This is a genomic window from Amycolatopsis deserti (assembly GCF_014653945.1).
Lineage (GTDB): Bacteria > Actinomycetota > Actinomycetes > Mycobacteriales > Pseudonocardiaceae > Amycolatopsis_E > Amycolatopsis_E deserti.
In genome coordinates, this window is the sequence record NZ_BNAU01000001.1 from 949,018 (window position 1) to 965,059 (window position 16,042).

Genomic DNA, 16,042 nt, shown 5'->3' on the forward strand with positions numbered 1-16,042 from the left:
GAAGCAACCATCGATTCGGGTCGATACACTCGTGGGCATGACCACGACTGTCGCGCCCCAGGCCCAGGTCCTGCCGGACGGGGAAGCCGCCACCTACGCCGACTGGTTCGCCTGCCTGGCCGAACCCACCCGGGTGCGACTCCTGCACGCCGTCGCCACCGCGCCCCGCGGCATCACCGTCGGCGCCCTGACCGACCTGCTCGGGATCAGCCAGTCCACCTGCTCCCACCACGTGCGCAAACTCGCCGACGTCGGGTTCGTGCAGGTGCGCAAGGAGGGCACCGCCACCATCGTCACCGTCAACGCGGCCTGCTGCGCCGGCCTTCCGCACGCCGCCGACGCGGTCATGGGGCTGCTCGCGCCGCGCCCGTGCTGCCCGGAAGACGTCCCCGCCGACGTCACCGTCCGGGCCCTGCGCGACGACGACTGGCCCGCGGTCCGCCGCATCTACGGCGAAGGCGTGGACACCGGCGTCGCCACGTTCGAGACCACCGTCCCCAGCCGCGCCACCCTCGACGCGAAGTGGATCGACGGACAGCGGTGGGTCGCCGAGATCGACGGCACCGTGGTCGGGTGGGCCGCCGCCACCCCGGTCTCAACCCGCGAGTGCTACTCCGGCGTCGCCGAAACCTCGATCTACGTCGCGGACGGCCACCGCGGCCGGGGTATCGGCAAGGCCCTCATCCGCCGGCAAGTCATCGCCCTCGACGAGGCCGGCTACTGGACCCTGCAAACCTCCATCTTCACCGAAAACCGCGCCAGCCTCGCCCTGCACCACTCAGCCGGCTACCGCACCATCGGCATCCGCGAACGCATCGCCCAACGCGACGGCACCTGGCACGACACCGTCCTCCTCGAACGCCGCAACAACATCAGCTAACAGCCGGCCGCCGGGGACGAGCAACGCGTTCGACTACGCGACAGCGCGCGGCACGATGCGGGTGCTGCAGTTGGCGCACGACCGGTGGCGGGAGATCGGGCATGATCAGCCACAATGAGTCATGCCCCAGAAGGAGCGGCCGAACGAGCGCATGGCTCGGGAGATCGTCGCTGACACGTTGCGCGTCCCCGTGACCTGTCACGACGACAACACGCAAGGCTCGATGGTGGACGCGCTGATCCACTACCCGGACGGCAGCCTGGGTGCGATGGAGATCGTCGCCGATCATGACGACCGCTTCAACAAGATGTGGGACGCTTTGGAGAAGGCGGGCCACTCGCTTCCGGTCGGCGGTCTGCGCAGGAGCTGGAACGTAGTGCTCGGCCACGCCGCCGATCTTCGCCGTGTGAGGGCTGAACTGCCGGACCTCCTCCGCGGCATGGAGGATCTCGAGCATTCCGACCTCCGCCGGGTGGGCCGGAAGCGGAACCCCGAGGTGACCGATCGAGCGGCTGCGCTCGGAGTGCGGATGGCCTACGTCGTCGACCACACGCCTCCAGGAACAGTGCATCTTCGCGCCGAAGGGTGGTCAGGGTTCATCGAAACGGTCTCGCTCGCCAACTGGGTGCGCGATGTCCTGGCAAGGCACCCGGGCAAGCAGAACAAGCTCCTTGCGCATGACGGGGCCCGCGAACGGCACATCTTCATCTGGGCGACCATGGGCAGCAACTTTTCGATCCAGGACCTGCTGATGCGGCGCGAGCAGGCAGCGATCGCAGAGCAGGCGGCTCCGAACCTTCCTGAGGGAATCAGCCACGTGTGGGTCGCCGGTTCGATGTCCTCTCAGGGGGTCGCGGGCTGGTCGGCTGATCGTGGGTGGTGGTGGACGCCCTGGCGGTTCCCTCGGCGCGTTGACGACGCTGAGTGACGCCGCGTCCTTCACTGCCTGATGATCATCGTTGTTGGAGGTGCTGCCGGGCACCCTCGGGGAGCAGGTCGGGAGCAGCACGGTGAGTTGGGACGGCCCCAACCGTCGAGCAGGGGCGCGAAGGTGGGGCCGCGGATATTCCGCTTGGGCCGCTGCGCCGAGCATGCACGTTCTGCGAGTGTCATGATTGGCCATTGGTGTGAGTTGGCCGGGTGAAGTTCCGGGCTAGATGTCCCCTCAGCGCCTTGAATCCGGAGTTCCAGGGTGTCGCGATTCTGTCTACACTCCGGAGGTCTTCGGATGTCTTCGTCTCTTCCTGGTTCGCTGTACCACCGCTTGACTATTGCGCATTTTGGAGCGTGGATACATGCGTGCGGAATGTGGTCAGATGTTCAGTCGTGTTCTGGATCGGGCCGGCCGGTGGCGGGATTCGAGCGCCGTCGTCTGGTATCCACGGTTGGCCTTTCCGGCTGTGGAAAAGTTGGCAGCTTCGGCCGGCAGTCGCGGGTTTCGCATTGAGTGGCCACGAGCGGGAGCGCCTGCACGTCGATGTGGATGTGCGTTTGCCATCCGATTGTCCAGAGCTGACGCACGGCGCTGCGCGGGGGATGTTGCGTCTGCTGTGCAAGGCTGCTGACGTCAGTACGGACGACCAATCGGATGGCGCAGAGTCCGGGCGAGGAGAAATTGGGCAGTTCGGGAGGGCGGCGTAGTGGTCAGGTTTGCCTTCTACGGGCGGGTGTCGACTGAGGATCAGCAGGATCCGGAGGCTTCTCGGAACTGGCAGCGGGCTCGTGCACAGGCGTTGATCGACCGGCACGGAAAGCTGGTGGCGGAGTTCTTCGATATCGGGCAGTCGCGGTCGATTCCGTGGAAGCGTCGCCCGGAGGCGGCGCGCCTGCTGGAGGCTATGCGTGATCCGGACCGGGGTTTCGATGCTGTGGTGATCGGCGAGCCGCAGCGTGCGTTCTATGGCAACCAGTACGGACTGACGTTCCCGGTGTTCGTTCACTACGGGGTCGAGCTCTGGGTGCCGGAGGTTGGCGGGGCGGTCGATCCCGAGTCCGAGGCGCATGATCTTGTGATGTCGGTGTTCGGTGGGATGAGCAAGGGGGAGCGCAATCGCATCAAGATCCGGGTGCGGTCGGCGATGGCGGCGCAGGCGAGCGTGGAGGGCCGTTTCCTGGGGGGACGCCCGCCGTACGGGTACCGGTTGGCGGATGCCGGTCCGCACCCTAATCCGGCGAAGGCCGCTGAGGGTAAGCGGCTGCGCCGGTTGGAGCCGGATCCGGTTACGGCTCCGGTGGTGCAGCGGATCTATCGCGAGTACCTGGGTGGGCGGGGGATGTTTGCGATCGCGGAGGGCTTGACGCGTGACGATGTGCCTTCGCCGTCAGCCCACGATCGAGCACGCAATCGGCATCGGTCGGGCATCGCGTGGTCGAAGGGTGCGGTGCGGGTGATCCTGTCGAACCCGCGCTATACCGGTCGTCAGGTGTGGAACAAGCAGCGCAAGGACGAGGTCCTGATCGACGTCGAGGACGTCGCGTTGGGTCACGAGACGCGGATGCGGTGGAACGCGAGGGACAAATGGATCTTGTCGGATGACCTTGTGCATGAGGCGCTGATCGATGCGGAGACGTTCGAGCGGGCGCAGCAGGTTCTTGGGGCCAGGGGAGCGGGCCGCACGACGCGGGAGCGGCAGCGCACGCGCCACCGGTACGTCCTGCGCGGGTTGGTGCGGTGCGGATTGTGCGGTCGGCGCATGCAGGGGCAGCAGAGCCGGGAAGTGTTGTTCTACCGGTGCCGGTTTCCCGCTGAGTACGGTTTGGCGAACAAGGTGGAGCATCCGCGCAACGTCTATCTCGCCGAGCGTGACCTGCTCGGACCGCTCGATGCGTGGCTCGCGAAGTCCTTCGCGCCGCATCGGCTCAAAGACACGGTCGACACGCTGTATGAAGCCCAGGCCGCGGACGATGACGAACACGCAGCTTTGGCGGCTATGCGGGTCGTCGAGGAGTGCGACCAGGCGCTCCGGCGTCACCGAGCCGCGCTGGAAGCGGGGGCCGACCCCCAACTGGTCACTCGGTGGATGGCCGAGACTCAAGCACGCCGCGCCGAAACACTCGCCAAGGCGCGGCCGGCTGCTCGGCCGCAGCGGCTGAGCAAGGACGAGATCCAGGGCCTGATCGACAGTCTGGGCGACCTCCGGCGCACCCTGATCCACGCCGCGCCCGAAGACAAGGCAGCCGTCTACCAGCAGCTCGGCCTGCAGATGATCTACCACCCCGGTAAACGAACTGTGCGGGTCGAGACGAATCTCGACCCGCACAGTTGGGGTTATGGAACGTGTCCGAGGGGGGACTTGAACCCCCACGCCCTTTACGGGCACTAGCACCTCAAGCTAGCGCGTCTGCCATTCCGCCACTCGGACTTGCTCTTCTCTTGTGCGCACAAGAGTAGCCCATCCACGGAGGCTCGGTGACGGGGGGTGGGTCACCGCGGGTGATCAACAGTGCGCTATAAGCCCGGGCGGTCACACAGGGTGAGCCAGTAGGCTGCCCGGTGGGACTCGAGAAGGAGCAGGTCGGTGCCGGGGTGGCTCACGGGTGTGCTCATCGCCGCCGGGGTGGTTCTCGCCTCCTGGGTGCTTCTCATCCTGCTCGCCCGGCTGCTGCCGCCGGGGCTGGCCCGCGATCTCGCCCGCTTCCTGCCGGACTGTGTGATCACCGTCAAACGGCTCCGCACGGATCCCCGCGTGCCGCGCGGCGCCAAGCTCGCCGTCGTCTTCGCGGGGTTGTGGGTGCTCTCGCCGGTCGACCTGATCCCCGAGTTCCTGCCGGTCATCGGGCCGCTCGACGACGTCGTGGTCGTGGCGCTGGCCCTGCGGTACGCCGCGCGGCGGGTGCCGCCCGACGTGCTCCACGACGCCTGGCCCGGCAACCCCGGCCTGCTGGACCGGCTCATCGGGCGTCGTGGCGAAAAATCGCCGGACACCGATACGTCGGGCGCATAACGTCCGGGGCGTGGATCTCAGCATGGACCGCCGCGCGATGGTCGCGGCCCTGACCACCGTCGTCCTCTGGGCGTCGGCTTTCGTGGCCATCCGGGCGGCGGGGGAGTACTTCGCGCCGGGCGCGCTCGCCCTGGGCAGGCTCGCCGCCGGCACCCTCACCCTCCTCGTCTTCCTGCTCATCCGCCGCGAGGGCCTGCCCAAGCGCGAGGCGTGGCCGGGCATCGCCGGCGCGGGGGTGCTCTGGTTCGGCGCCTACATGGTCGTCCTGAACTGGGGTGAACAGCTCGTCGACGCGGGCACGGCGGCGATGCTGGTCAACGTCGGCCCGATCCTGATCGCCCTGCTCGGCGGCTGGCTGCTGCGCGAGGGCTTCCCCGGCCGGCTGCTCGCGGGCCTGGCCGTGTCGTTCGCCGGCGCCGTCGTCGTGGGGCTGTCGATGTCCGGCCGCGGGCACGCCCCGGTGCTCGGCGTGGTGCTGTGCCTGCTCGCCGCCATCACCTACGCGGGTGGCGTGGTGAGCCAGAAGCCGGCCCTCAAGCACGCCTCGGCGCTGCAGGTGACCACGTTCGGCTGCCTCATCGGCACCGTCGCCTGCCTGCCGTTCACCGGGCAGCTCCTCGACGGCCTCGCGACCGCCCCCGCCGGGGCCACCCTGAGCATGCTCTACCTCGGCGTCTTCCCGACCGCTCTGGCGTTCACCACCTGGGCGTACGCGCTGGCCCGCACCACCGCCGGGAAGATGGGGTCGACCACCTACGCCGTCCCCGCGGTCGTGGTGCTGATGGCCTGGGCCGTGCTCGGCGAGGTGCCGGGCTGGCTGTCGCTGGCGGGTGGCGTGCTGTGCCTGGCCGGGGTGGCGGTGTCGCGCACGCGCCGGAAACGCGAACCAGTGCTCACTTAGCAACGGTTGTGAAACGGTTTGTTCTGGGTATCCGTGCCCCATGACCGACGCCCGTCTCGACGACGACCACCCCGAGGCCGACCGGTACGACCGCGCGACCGTCGAGGCGGTCGGCAAGCTCACCGAGGCCCTGGAGACCCTGGAGGTCGCCCGCGGGCACCTCTACCAGTTCCACCGCATGACCGGCACCACCGACTTCGCCGTCGGCGAGGCCGTGGAGCTGCTGCGCAAGGCCGGCCACGACGAGCTGGCCGACCGCATCGCCCGCGAGCTGGTGGGCCGCAACGTGCTGCCGGGGCGGTGGACGTTCCAGGTGGTCGAGGACTTCGACGACACCTACTACCAGCCGTTCCGCGCGTTCGAGCGGCAGGCGCGGGAGCTGACCGGCGGTCGGCGGCACCTGTTCGAGGCCGAGCTGAAGCGGGAACGGCGCACGCGCGGGGTGGCCGGGCACGAAGCGACCCCGGACGAGCGGGTGGGGTGACGTGCAGACGTTCCTGCCCTTCCCCGGGTTCGCCGACACCGCGCGGGTGCTCGACGCGCGCCGCCTGGGCAAGCAGCGCGTCGAGACGCTGCAGGTGCTGCGGGCGCTGACGGTGCCGAACTACGGGTGGCGGCACCACCCGGCGGCGAAGATGTGGACCGGCTACGAGGAGGTGCTCACCCGCTACGGCCTGGAGGTGTGCCGGGTGTGGTGCGCGGCCGGGCGCACCGACACGTGCGCGACCAAACTGACCGACGACCTGGCCCGCGCGATCGGCGTCACCGAGCCCCGCGACGAGCAGGCGCTGCGGGAGGCGGGGGAGATGCCGCCCTGGCTCGGCGACCCGGAGTTCCACCGCAGCCACCAGTCGGCGCTGCTGCACAAGGATCCGGAGCACTACCGGCGGTTCTTCGACGGCGTCCCGGACGATCTGCCCTACGTGTGGCCGGCCTCGGACCGGCCCTCGCGGCTGGTCCACTCCTGACCGCGGAGCCGGTAGCGGCGCTCGGCGTAGGCGAGGTCGTCCTTCCACAACCGGGCGGCCGCGCGGCGCATCAGGGGCCGCAGCGCGGGGGCGGCGGCCCGCGCGACCCGGAAGCCCGGGCGCTCCGAGGCGGCCACCACGGCTTCGATGACCGCGGTCCGCGGACGGCCGTCACGACCGGGACCCAGTGGCGTGGCGTGGGTTTCCACCACGCTGCCGACGCCCTCCCCGTCGGTGATGCGCATGACGATCGTCCGCGGCCCGGGGCAGGTGAACTCCGCCTCGACCGGCACCCCCAGCGTCGGCGTGACGCGGAAGGTCACCGACACCACGAACCGGTCGTCGGACTCGGCCACGTCGACCTCGGCCGGCGCCGACAGGACCTTCAGGCGCGTGAACGAGTAGGGGTGGAACCACGAGCCGTGCCACGGGTCGAGCCGGTTGGCGATGATGTCCCGCGGCTCGCACACCCCCTCCAGGCGCGCCACCGAGTCCACGCCCCCGGCCGGCCGGGCCGGGACGATGGGTGACGGCAACGGCTCCTCGCCGCCGACGTGGTCCAGCCGCACCCACGCCAGCACCCCGTCGTCGAAGGCGGGGCGGCACGAACGCTCGTCCAGACGCAGGCCGTGCCACCGGCAGCGCAGGCCGCCGTCGTCGACCCGGCCGAGCGCCATCGGGGCGCCCAGGTGCGGGCACGCCCCGGGCCCGACCAGCAGTTTCCCGGCCCGGTCCCGCCACGCGACCAGCTCGATCTCGGCCACCGAGAACCCGTACGGCCGGTCCCCGCGCACATCCCGGCTGGCGGCGAACACGTACCAGTTCCCCGACGGCCGCGCCTCGGCCCGTTTGAGCGCGGCCTCGATCAGCGACGGCTTCGCCTCCCGGTAGGTGGGCTCCTGACGCGCCCACGGCGTGCGCGGGATCGGTTGCAGCGGCCACTCCCGGGGCCACTTCCGGGACCAACGCGGTGCCATCCTCACCCTCCCAGCGCGGCCAGGGCCCGCAGCGGCGCGAACCGCCCGCGGACCGGCACGGTGGTCAGTTCGTGCCCGGCCAGCCCCCACCGCGCGAGCAGGCAGTTCGCGGCGTGCCAGCCGGTCGCGGCCGCGCGCTCCATCAGCGCGACCGGAAGATCGATGCGGATCCCGTCGCCGGCCAGCACGACCCCGTCGAACGGGGTGCGCACACGGGGGCGGCGGGCGAAGTCGCCGACGCCGAACAGCGGGCAGTCGCGCCGCCACTGGACCAGCTCGCCGACGACCCGCGCGCCCGCGGTCTCCGGGTAGAGCTGGTGCAGCCGGTCCACCAGCTGGTTGCGCAGCACCGTGACCTCGTCGGCACAGGCGTAGGCGTGCAGTTCGACGACGGAACCGCCGTGCCGCGCCGCCCACGACGCGGCCTCGCGTTCGTAGCGGTTCAGGACGCTGATGTTGTCCAGCGGATCGAGCCCGCCGGTGGCGAGGAACGCGGGCCGGTCCGGGGCGACCGGGCGGTCCAGCCACAGCCGGTGCACCAGGAACGGCGGCGCGATCCGCAGCCTGAGCACCCGCGAGCGCCACTCGTCGTCGGCCAGATCGGGCGAGGCCGACACGATCGACTGCAGCCCGGCGACGTCGGCGGCGAGCACGACCCCGTCGGCCGCGACACCGTCGACCGCCCACCGCGAACCGTCCCGCTCCAGGCCGCCCACCTCGGTGCCGGTGCGGAACCGCACGCCCAGCCCCGCCAGGTACGCCCGCAGCGGCTCCCACAGCGCCGTGTCGTAGGCCGAGTCCGGCACGTCGAACACCAGGCCCTCGGACGATCCGAGGAAGTACAGGTGGAACATCGTCGCCAGCTCGGCGGCCGACATCCGCGACGGCGGCGCGAAGAAGCTCCGGGAGAACACCTCGAACGCCAGGTGCCGGGCGGCCGGCGGGAAGTTGATGTGCTCCAGGAACGTCGCCGCGTCCACGTCGTCGAGCCGCTCGTAGGTGCCGGGCACCGACACCGCGGCCAGCGGCGCCGCGGCGCGCGCGTTGAGCCGGAACAGATCCGCGAGCCGAAAGGTGGGGCTGCGCAGCGCGAAGGCGAGCGCGTTCCACGGCGGTGTGCGGGGCAGGCCGCGGAAGGTGTCCCGGCGGCCCTCGGCGTCGACGAGCGGGTAGTCGTCGACCGGCCGCAGCCGCGCCAGGTCCGGGTCGGTGCGCCGCAGCAGGGCCCGCAGGTTGTAGTACTGCCGGAAGAACGCGTGAAAACCCCGGCTCATCGACACGGTGCTGCCGTCGGCGAGCCGGTCGGTCCAGGCGGACACGCGTCCACCCAGCTCGTTCTCCCGCTCGACGACGGTGACCGCGACGCCGCGCTCGGCCAGCCCGGTGGCCGCGGTGAGCCCGGCGATCCCGCCGCCCACCACGACGACCGAACGGGGAACCCCGGGGGACAGCGCGCCGGCGGGGGCGCGGTGCCGGACGGCGCGGCGGTCGGTCACGCGGTCTCCTCGGGGTTGGTGGCCAGGAAGGTGTGCACGACGCCGCGCTGCCAGCCGGTCATCGTCTCGCTGTGCACCGCGGTGAACCCGGCCTCGGCCAGCCGCTGCCGGAACCGCGCGGCACCGTCGAAGGACAGGACACTGCGCCACAGGTGCCGGTAGAGCGTCGCGTCGCCGGTCGCCAGCCGTCCGGCGGGGATGATGATGCTCCAGCACACCGCGTGCCACACGGCGCGCGCCACCGGCGAATCCCGCACGGAGTACTCGTGGGCGGCGAAGGTGCCGCCCGGCTTCAGCAACGCCCGCAACGCACGCAGCTGCCCGTCCGGGTCGGCGAGGTTGCGGATCAGGTACGCCGCGAAGATCGCGTCGAACGGCCCGGCGATCCCGGAGGAGGCCAGGTCTTCGACGTGGCTGTGGACGAAGTGGACGGTCGGGGGCCAGGACTTCCGCCGCGCCTGGGCGAGCATCTCCGCGGAGGCGTCGAAGGCGACGATCTCGGCGCGCGGCGCGGCGGCCAGCAGCGCGGCGGTGGAGGCGCCGGTGCCGCAGCCCGCGTCGAGCAGCCTCAGGCCGCGGCCCCCGCCGGGCAGGCGCATCCGGCGCGCCGACAGCCGCAGGTGCTCGTGGTACCCGGGGTTCGCGCCGACCAGCCGGTCGTAGGCGGCGGCGCCGGTGTCGAACGCGCCGGGCACCTCGTGCCGGGCCAGGCCGGTGCGGTCCGGGCTCATGCGTCCTCCTGCCTGGCCGTGCGCCGTTCCCACAGCAGCAGCACGGCGGTGACCAGCGCGAACCCGAACAGGAAGTCCTCGACCGGGATGTCCCACGGGAAGCGCAGGCCGCTGGTGTGCTCGGGCGCGTAGAGCACGATCGGCGCGCTCAGCTTGGTGAGCCAGCCGTCGACCGGGATCTGGAACCCGACCACGATCGCCATCGAGATCCAGTACGCGGGCTTGCCGAACAACCCGGTGCGCAGGTATGCCAGCTCCCACCCGCACACGGCGAGCACCGCGAGCACGGCGGGCAGCGTGTACCCCAGCCCGGTCACCGGCGCACCTTCCGCAGCGTGCGCAGCCGGCCGAGCATCGCCTGCACACATCCGTAGGTCAGCACCCCGCACACCGGGATGACCAGGAAGAACATCAGCTCCTCGAGCGGGATCGCGAACGGCAGCCGCACCCCGGTGACGTAGGCGGGGTTGTACCACCACACGCCGCCGGCGATCGCGATCGCGTCCCAGACCAGGAACACCAGCGCCACCGGCAGCACCGCGCGCGCCAGGGCCACCGGGCGCCGGTAGACGCGGGCGCCCAGGAACTCCAGGGGCAGGGTGATCGCCAGGCACCCGGCCAGGACGAGCAGGTACTGGTAACGGTCCATTCACGCCCACCTTTCCGTCGCGGCCCCGGTCAGATCCGCCGCACGCCGGCCCCGCCGCGCCCACATCGCCCGCGCCAGCCCGGTGACCGCCAGCCGCGCCCGGCGGCCGCGGCCGACCCGGGCCCGGTGGGCGAACACCGCGAACCCGGCCGCCTCGATCCGGTCCAGGATCTCCGAGTACAGCACCAGCGCGGTCGCGATGCACGGCCGGGACACCGGGTGCAGCCGGTCGATCCCGGCGCGGGCGTAGGCGTAGATCTCCCGGGTGGCGGCGTGCTGGGCGGCCAGCGCCGCGCGCACCTTCGGGTCGGTGCGCCCGTGGCGGCGGCACCACAGCAGCAGGTCGCGGTCGACGCCGAACGCGGCGAGCTCGTCGGCGGGCAGGTAAACCCGGCCGCGGTCGAGGTCCTCGGCGACGTCGCGCAGGAAGTTGGTCAGCTGGAACGCCTTGCCCAGCGCCGCCGCGTACGGCGCGGCTTCCCCGGGTTCGCCGACGGTGCCCAGCACGGGCAGCATCTGCAGCCCGATCACCTCGGCGGATCCGTACACGTACCGGTCCAGGGCGGCGCGGTCGGCGTAACCGGTGACGGTGAGGTCCATCCGCATCGAGTCGAGGAACGCGGCGAACAGATCGCGCCGGATGCCGTAGCGCGCGGCGGTGTCCACCACCGCGGCCAGGATCGGGTCGTCGCTGTGGCCGCGTTCCAGTCCGGCGAACAGGTCGGCGGAAAGCGCTTCCAGCCGCGTGGCCGGGTCGGTGCCCGGGGCGGCGGTGTCGACGATGTCGTCGGCGAAGCGGGCGAACCCGTAGAGCGCGTGCACGGCCGGGCGCTGCGCCTTGGTGAGCAGGCGGGTGGCCAGGTAGTAGGTGCGGCCGTGTTCGGCGTTGAGGCGGCGGCAGCGGACGTAGGCCGCGCGCAGGCGCGGTTCGGTGATCCCGGCGGCGTCCAGGGCCCCGGTCATGGCGCCGCCACCAGCGGACGGGTCACGCGGGCGCCGGTGATCCGGTCGGCGGCCAGCCGCCCGGACACCAGCGCGGTCGGCACCCCCACCCCGGGCGCGGTGCTGCCGCCGGCCAGCACCACGTTCTCGGTGCCGCGCACCAGGTTGCGCGGGCGGAACGGGCCGGTCTGCGCGACGGTGTGCGCCAGCGCGAACGGGGTGCCGGCCAGCATGCCCTGCCGGGCCCAGTCGGCCGGGGTGACGACGTGCCGGGCCTCGATGCTGCCGTCCAGTCCGGGCAGCAGCCGCTCGGCGACGTGCCCGAGGATCTCGTCGGCGTAGGCGTCGCCGACGCGGTCCCAGTCCACCGGCCCGCGCCGCAGGTTGGGCGCGGGCGCGAGCACGTAGAGCAGGTCGCGCCCGTCCGGGGCGAGCGCGGGGTCGGTGGCCGTCGGCCGGGTCACCAGCAGGGAGGGGTCGCTCATCAGCCGTCCTTGCGAGATCAGCTCGTGGAACGTCCGCCGCCACGCCGCGCCGAACAGGATGGTGTGGTGCGCGGTGTCGCACCGCTGCCGCGTGCCGACGTGCACGACGACCGCGGACGGGGCCGGCCGCAGCGGCACCGGCCGGCGCGGGGTCCGGCCGAGCAGCGCGTAGGCGGCCGGCAGTTCGGTGGTGAGCACGACGGCGTCGGCGGGCAGGCTGCCGCCGGTGGTCTCGACCGCGGTCACCCGCGCGCCGGACCGCGCCAGCGCGGTGACCTCGGTGCCGTAGCGGAACTCCACCCCGGCGTCCGCGGCGGCCGCGGCCAGGGCGTCGGGCAGGGCACGCAGCCCGCCGCGCGGGAAGAACACCCCGGCGACGGTGTCCATGTAGGCGATCACCGCGTACACGGCCAGCGCGTGCTGGGGCGACTGCCCGGCGTAGAGCGACTGGAAGGAGAACACCCGGCGCAGCCGCTCGTCGCGCAGGAACCGGCCGATCTTGCGGTCCAGCGGGCCGAACGCGCCCATCGCGACCAGGCGGGCCAGGTGCGGCGTGACCAGCGCCAGCGGCGAGTCGAAGTTGGCGGCGATGAACCGGTCGAACTCGGTGCGGTACAGGCGGGTGAGCCATTCGCGCAGGCGCCGGTAGCCGTCCGCTTCGGACGGTCCGGCGAAGGAGCGCACCGCCTCGGCCATCGCCTCGGGGTCGCTGTGCACGTCGAGGCTGCTGCCGTCGGCGAAGCGGGCGCGGTAGGCGGGTGTGACCGGGACGAGGTCCAGGCGGTCGGCCAGGCTGTCGCCGACAGCGGCGAGCGTCTCGTCGACGAGATCGGGCATGGTCAGCACCGTGGGGCCGGTGTCGATCCGGTAGCCGTCCAGGTCCAGGCGCCCGGTCCGGCCGCCGGGCACCGGCTCGCGCTCCACGACGGTGACCTGCCGTCCGCGCCCGGCCAGGTGCAGCGCGGCCGCCAGCCCGGACAGCCCCGCCCCCACCACGACGATCCGCTCCGCCGGGCCCGTCACGGTCCGCATCCGCCCACCCCTCACTCGGCCACTCGCGGGCCAACCGTTGCACGAACGTTGCGCTGTTGTCCACTCGGTGAGCCCGCCACGCTGCGGACTAGCGTAGGTGACGCACGGGGAGACGACCGGATGCGAGGAGGACGCGGTGGGAGACCTGCTGGGCCACGGGTCGGCACCGAGGAAGCGGCTGCGGGAGCTGCTGGCCGCGCCCGGACCGCTGGTGGCGCCCGGCGCCTACGACGCGCTGACCGCCCGCCTGATCGAGCAGGCCGGGTTCGACGTGGTCTACATGACCGGGTTCGGCACCACCGCGTCGCTGATCGGACGGCCCGACGTCGGCCTGCTGACCGGCACGGAGATGGTGGACAACGCCCGGCGGATCGTCGCCGCGGTGGACGTGCCGGTGATCGCCGACGCCGATACCGGCTACGGCAACGCCCTCAACGTGGTGCGCACCGTGCAGGCCTACGAGCAGGCCGGGGTCGCGGGCATCCACCTGGAGGACCAGGTCAGCCCCAAGAAGTGCGGGCACCTGTCCGGCAAGGCCGTCATCCCGCGCGAGGAGATGGTGGGCAAGCTGCGGGCGGCGGTGGCGGCCCGGCGGGACCCGGACTTCGTGCTGATCGCCCGCACCGACGCCGCGGCCGTGCACGGGCTCGCCGACGCGATCGACCGGGCCCGCGCCTACGCCGAGGCCGGGGCGGACCTGCTGTTCGTGGAGGCGCCGACCAGCGAGGCCGACCTCGCCACCGTCGCGCGGGAGCTGTCCGGGGTGGCCCCGCTGGTCTTCAACTGGGCCGAGGGCGGCCGCACCCCGCCGCTGTCCCTGCAGCGGATCCGCGAGCTGGGCTTCTCGCTCGTGCTCTACCCGATCGGCACGCTGCTGGCCGCGACCGCGGGCGTGCGCGCGCTGCTGGACACCGTGCGCCGCGACGGGACGCCCGCGGCCGCGCTGCCCGGGCTGCCCTTGTTCGGCGAGTTCACCGACCTCATCGGGCTGCCCGAGGTGTCCGATCTGGAGGCGCGGTTCGCCGGGGAGTCCGGTTAGGACACCTGCGGCACGCCCTTGACGAACTCCAGGTTCATGCCGAACAGGCCGCGCGCGACGCGCTGGCCGCCCAGCCAGCCGTGGAAGTAGATCCGCCCACCGACGATGTCCGCCCCGCCCGGTCCTTCGGCGGCGTGGCCGATCGAGTCCGTGGTCAGCAGCGGCTGGTCGGCCTTGGTGTAGGGGCCGGTCAGCGCGGGCGCCGTGGCGTAGCGGGTCTGGTAGCCGGCGTTGCGGAAGTCGTCGGCGGAGTAGAACAGCACGTACTGGCCGCCGCGCTGGGTGATCACCGGCGCCTCGACGATGCCCTTCTCCTCCGGACGGTCCGCGCGCAGGATCTCGGTGCGCGGGCCGGCGGGCGCGGTGCCGTCCTGGGTCATCTTCTGCACGAAGATCGCCGAGGCGCCGCCGCCCGGGTGCTCGCCCTTGTAGAGCAGGTAGCGGGTGCCGTCGCGGGTCTGGAAGGTCTGCGGATCGATGTCGCCCCGGTCGCCGGGGTCGCAGATCAGCGGCGCGTCGCCGGTGGGCTGGTAGGGGCCGGCCACCGAGTTTCCCACGGCGGCGCCGATGCAGCGGTGCCCGTCCGCTTTGGACACCGCCGAGTAGTACATCAGGAACGTGCCGTCGGCGCGGCGGGTGACGTCCGGCGCCCAGTAGCCGCCCTTCGGGTCCACCCAGGACGGATCCGCGGCGAGCGCGTCGCCGGTGACCTGCCACGGCCCGTCGGCGTCCTTGGCGACGGCGACGGGGATCCGGCCGGACGGGCCGGTGGTGGCGAAGGCGTGGTAGTCGGTGCCGATCTTGAGCACGTCGGGGTCCGGGAAGTCCTGGTCGAGCAGCACGCGCGGGGCGGGCGCGGCTTGCGCCACGGCGCCCGGCAGCAGTGCCGAGGAGAGCAGGATTCCCAGGCAAGTCAACGCTCTCAGGGTCTTCGGGCGCCGTCGCGGGCGGGGCGGGTCGTCGGGTTCGCGGGCTCGGGTGATCTTGCCTGCCGTAGTCACGGCGCAGGAGTTACCCGTGGCGCGGCGGGACTAATCTCCTCCCTTCGGGCCGCGTATCGTGCCCGGTGTGGTGATGACGGGGGAGTCGCGGACACTGGGCCTGGTGATCCACCCGACCAGGTCGGTGGAGTCGTCGGTGCGGACGGTCACCGAGCACGCGTGGACGCGCGGCGTCGAGGTGATCGTGCGCGAGGCGGACGCCGCGCGCGTGCCCGGCGTGGCGGCGGTGTCCGAAGCGGACTTCGTGGCGCGGGTGGGCGCGGTGCTCAGCCTCGGTGGCGACGGGACGATGCTCGGCGCGATGCGGCTGGTGATGGCGCGGCCGGTGCCGGTGCTCGGCGTCAACCACGGGCACCTGGGTTTTCTGGTGGAGATCGCGCCGGAGCAGCTGCCGGACGCGCTGGACCGGCTGGTGCGCGGCGAGTACACGATCGAACCGCACAGCTGCCTGGTGGCGTCGGCAGGCGAGGCGGTGCTGGCCGGGTTCAACGACGTGGTGCTGGCACGGGCCGGGCGGGCCGGCGCGGTGTCGGTGGATCTGGTGGTCAACGGCCGCCAGTACGGCTACTACAAGTGCGACGCGCTGATCCTGGCCACCCCGACCGGGTCGACGGCCTACAACTACGCGGCGGGCGGGCCGGTGCTGTCGCCCTCGGCCGAGGCGATCGCCGTGACCCCGGTGGCGCCGATGGCCGGCATCAGCCGCCCGATCGTGCTCGGCCCGCAGGACGAGATCCGGCTGCACGTCGCGCCGGACAGCGCCCCGGTGGCGGTGGAGGTCGACGGCACCGCGGCGGGAGCGCTGGGGCCGGACGCGGTGCTGACGACGGTCCTGCGCCCGGAGGCCGCGCAGGTGGTCCGCCTGGCGGCCGGCGAGCACGCGAGCCGCAGCCGGGTGAAGCTGAGCCTGCTCGACCTGCCGCTGCGGCCGGACCAGCTGCTGGAGCTGATCCCGGAACACCTGCGCCGCCGCCTGGACCCCTGACCCCGCGCCCCA

The 16,042-nt window shown here is 72.3% G+C and carries 17 protein-coding genes and 1 tRNA gene; 9 read left to right on the forward strand and 9 right to left on the reverse strand.

Features of this window, described 5'->3' with window-relative positions; translation table 11 throughout:
- Positions 1 to 37 precede the first annotated feature (37 nt).
- From IE290_RS04505 to IE290_RS38470, 3 genes are all read left to right on the forward strand, one after another.
- Positions 38 to 880, forward strand: a complete 843-nt coding sequence (locus tag IE290_RS04505) for a helix-turn-helix domain-containing GNAT family N-acetyltransferase (protein WP_191243188.1) — start codon at positions 38 to 40, stop codon at positions 878 to 880.
- A gap of 121 nt (positions 881 to 1,001) precedes the next feature.
- Entirely contained in the window at positions 1,002 to 1,808 is an 807-nt protein-coding gene (locus IE290_RS04510; RefSeq protein ID WP_191243189.1) for a hypothetical protein, read from the forward strand.
- A gap of 739 nt (positions 1,809 to 2,547) precedes the next feature.
- Positions 2,548 to 4,203, forward strand: coding sequence for a recombinase family protein (locus IE290_RS38470; RefSeq protein ID WP_373300414.1), 1,656 nt, complete (start codon positions 2,548 to 2,550; stop codon positions 4,201 to 4,203).
- On the opposite strand, the gene IE290_RS04520 is transcribed toward IE290_RS38470, so the two are convergent.
- Positions 4,159 to 4,242 (reverse strand) — tRNA-Leu (locus tag IE290_RS04520). The two genes, IE290_RS38470 and IE290_RS04520, sit on opposite strands and share 45 nt — an antisense overlap.
- A 156-nt stretch (positions 4,243 to 4,398) precedes the next feature.
- Between IE290_RS04520 and IE290_RS04525 the strand changes: the two genes are divergently transcribed.
- From IE290_RS04525 to IE290_RS04540, 4 genes are read left to right on the forward strand one after another with little or no spacing between them, the layout of a single operon-like run.
- Complete coding sequence (locus tag IE290_RS04525) at positions 4,399 to 4,824, forward strand: YkvA family protein (RefSeq protein ID WP_191243190.1); 426 nt, start codon at positions 4,399 to 4,401, stop codon at positions 4,822 to 4,824.
- Positions 4,825 to 4,846: 22 nt separating this feature from the next.
- On the forward strand, positions 4,847 to 5,725 hold the full coding sequence (locus tag IE290_RS04530; RefSeq protein WP_191243960.1) for a DMT family transporter: 879 nt from the start codon (positions 4,847 to 4,849) through the stop codon (positions 5,723 to 5,725).
- Positions 5,726 to 5,765: 40 nt separating this feature from the next.
- Entirely contained in the window at positions 5,766 to 6,209 is a 444-nt protein-coding gene (locus IE290_RS04535) for a hypothetical protein (protein ID WP_191243191.1), read from the forward strand.
- A 1-nt stretch (position 6,210) separates the two neighbouring features.
- Positions 6,211 to 6,693 (forward strand): MSMEG_6728 family protein, encoded by a 483-nt coding sequence (locus IE290_RS04540; protein WP_191243192.1) that lies wholly within the window; start codon positions 6,211 to 6,213, stop codon positions 6,691 to 6,693.
- Here the strand turns inward: IE290_RS04540 and IE290_RS04545 are convergent.
- Genes IE290_RS04545 through crtI form a run of 7 tightly spaced genes read right to left on the reverse strand, consistent with a single transcriptional unit; the run spans position 6,645 to position 13,005 of the window.
- Positions 6,645 to 7,670 (reverse strand): Rieske (2Fe-2S) protein, encoded by a 1,026-nt coding sequence (locus tag IE290_RS04545; protein ID WP_191243193.1) that lies wholly within the window; start codon positions 7,668 to 7,670, stop codon positions 6,645 to 6,647. The two genes, IE290_RS04540 and IE290_RS04545, sit on opposite strands and share 49 nt — an antisense overlap.
- 2 nt (positions 7,671 to 7,672) lie before the next feature.
- On the reverse strand, positions 7,673 to 9,166 hold the full coding sequence (locus IE290_RS04550) for an FAD-dependent oxidoreductase (RefSeq protein WP_191243194.1): 1,494 nt from the start codon (positions 9,164 to 9,166) through the stop codon (positions 7,673 to 7,675).
- Positions 9,163 to 9,897 (reverse strand): class I SAM-dependent methyltransferase, encoded by a 735-nt coding sequence (locus tag IE290_RS04555; RefSeq protein ID WP_191243195.1) that lies wholly within the window; start codon positions 9,895 to 9,897, stop codon positions 9,163 to 9,165. The genes IE290_RS04550 and IE290_RS04555 overlap by 4 nt, the downstream gene beginning before the upstream one ends.
- Complete coding sequence (locus tag IE290_RS04560; RefSeq protein WP_191243196.1) at positions 9,894 to 10,214, reverse strand: lycopene cyclase domain-containing protein; 321 nt, start codon at positions 10,212 to 10,214, stop codon at positions 9,894 to 9,896. Before IE290_RS04560 ends, IE290_RS04555 begins: the two co-directional genes overlap by 4 nt.
- Entirely contained in the window at positions 10,211 to 10,546 is a 336-nt protein-coding gene (locus tag IE290_RS04565) for a lycopene cyclase domain-containing protein (RefSeq protein ID WP_191243197.1), read from the reverse strand. The genes IE290_RS04560 and IE290_RS04565 overlap by 4 nt, the downstream gene beginning before the upstream one ends.
- Complete coding sequence (locus tag IE290_RS04570) at positions 10,547 to 11,509, reverse strand: phytoene/squalene synthase family protein (protein ID WP_191243198.1); 963 nt, start codon at positions 11,507 to 11,509, stop codon at positions 10,547 to 10,549.
- Positions 11,506 to 13,005 carry a phytoene desaturase family protein gene (gene crtI / locus IE290_RS04575; RefSeq protein WP_191243199.1) on the reverse strand — a complete coding sequence of 500 codons (1,500 nt, stop codon included), beginning with the start codon at positions 13,003 to 13,005 and terminating at the stop codon, positions 11,506 to 11,508. The genes IE290_RS04570 and crtI overlap by 4 nt, the downstream gene beginning before the upstream one ends.
- Positions 13,006 to 13,141: 136 nt before the next feature.
- Here crtI and IE290_RS04580 point away from each other — a divergent pair, with 136 nt between their 5' ends.
- Positions 13,142 to 14,044 (forward strand): isocitrate lyase/PEP mutase family protein, encoded by a 903-nt coding sequence (locus IE290_RS04580; protein WP_191243200.1) that lies wholly within the window; start codon positions 13,142 to 13,144, stop codon positions 14,042 to 14,044.
- Here IE290_RS04580 and IE290_RS04585 read toward each other — a convergent pair.
- Positions 14,041 to 14,961 carry a glycoside hydrolase family 43 protein gene (locus tag IE290_RS04585; protein ID WP_229874187.1) on the reverse strand — a complete coding sequence of 307 codons (921 nt, stop codon included), beginning with the start codon at positions 14,959 to 14,961 and terminating at the stop codon, positions 14,041 to 14,043. The genes IE290_RS04580 and IE290_RS04585 overlap by 4 nt on opposite strands.
- Positions 14,962 to 15,118: 157 nt before the next feature.
- Between IE290_RS04585 and IE290_RS04590 the strand changes: the two genes are divergently transcribed.
- The gene (locus tag IE290_RS04590; RefSeq protein ID WP_191243961.1) at positions 15,119 to 16,030 is read left to right on the forward strand and encodes an NAD(+)/NADH kinase; all 912 of its coding nucleotides are present in this window, start codon (positions 15,119 to 15,121) and stop codon (positions 16,028 to 16,030) included.
- The last annotated feature ends 12 nt before the right edge of the window (positions 16,031 to 16,042 follow it).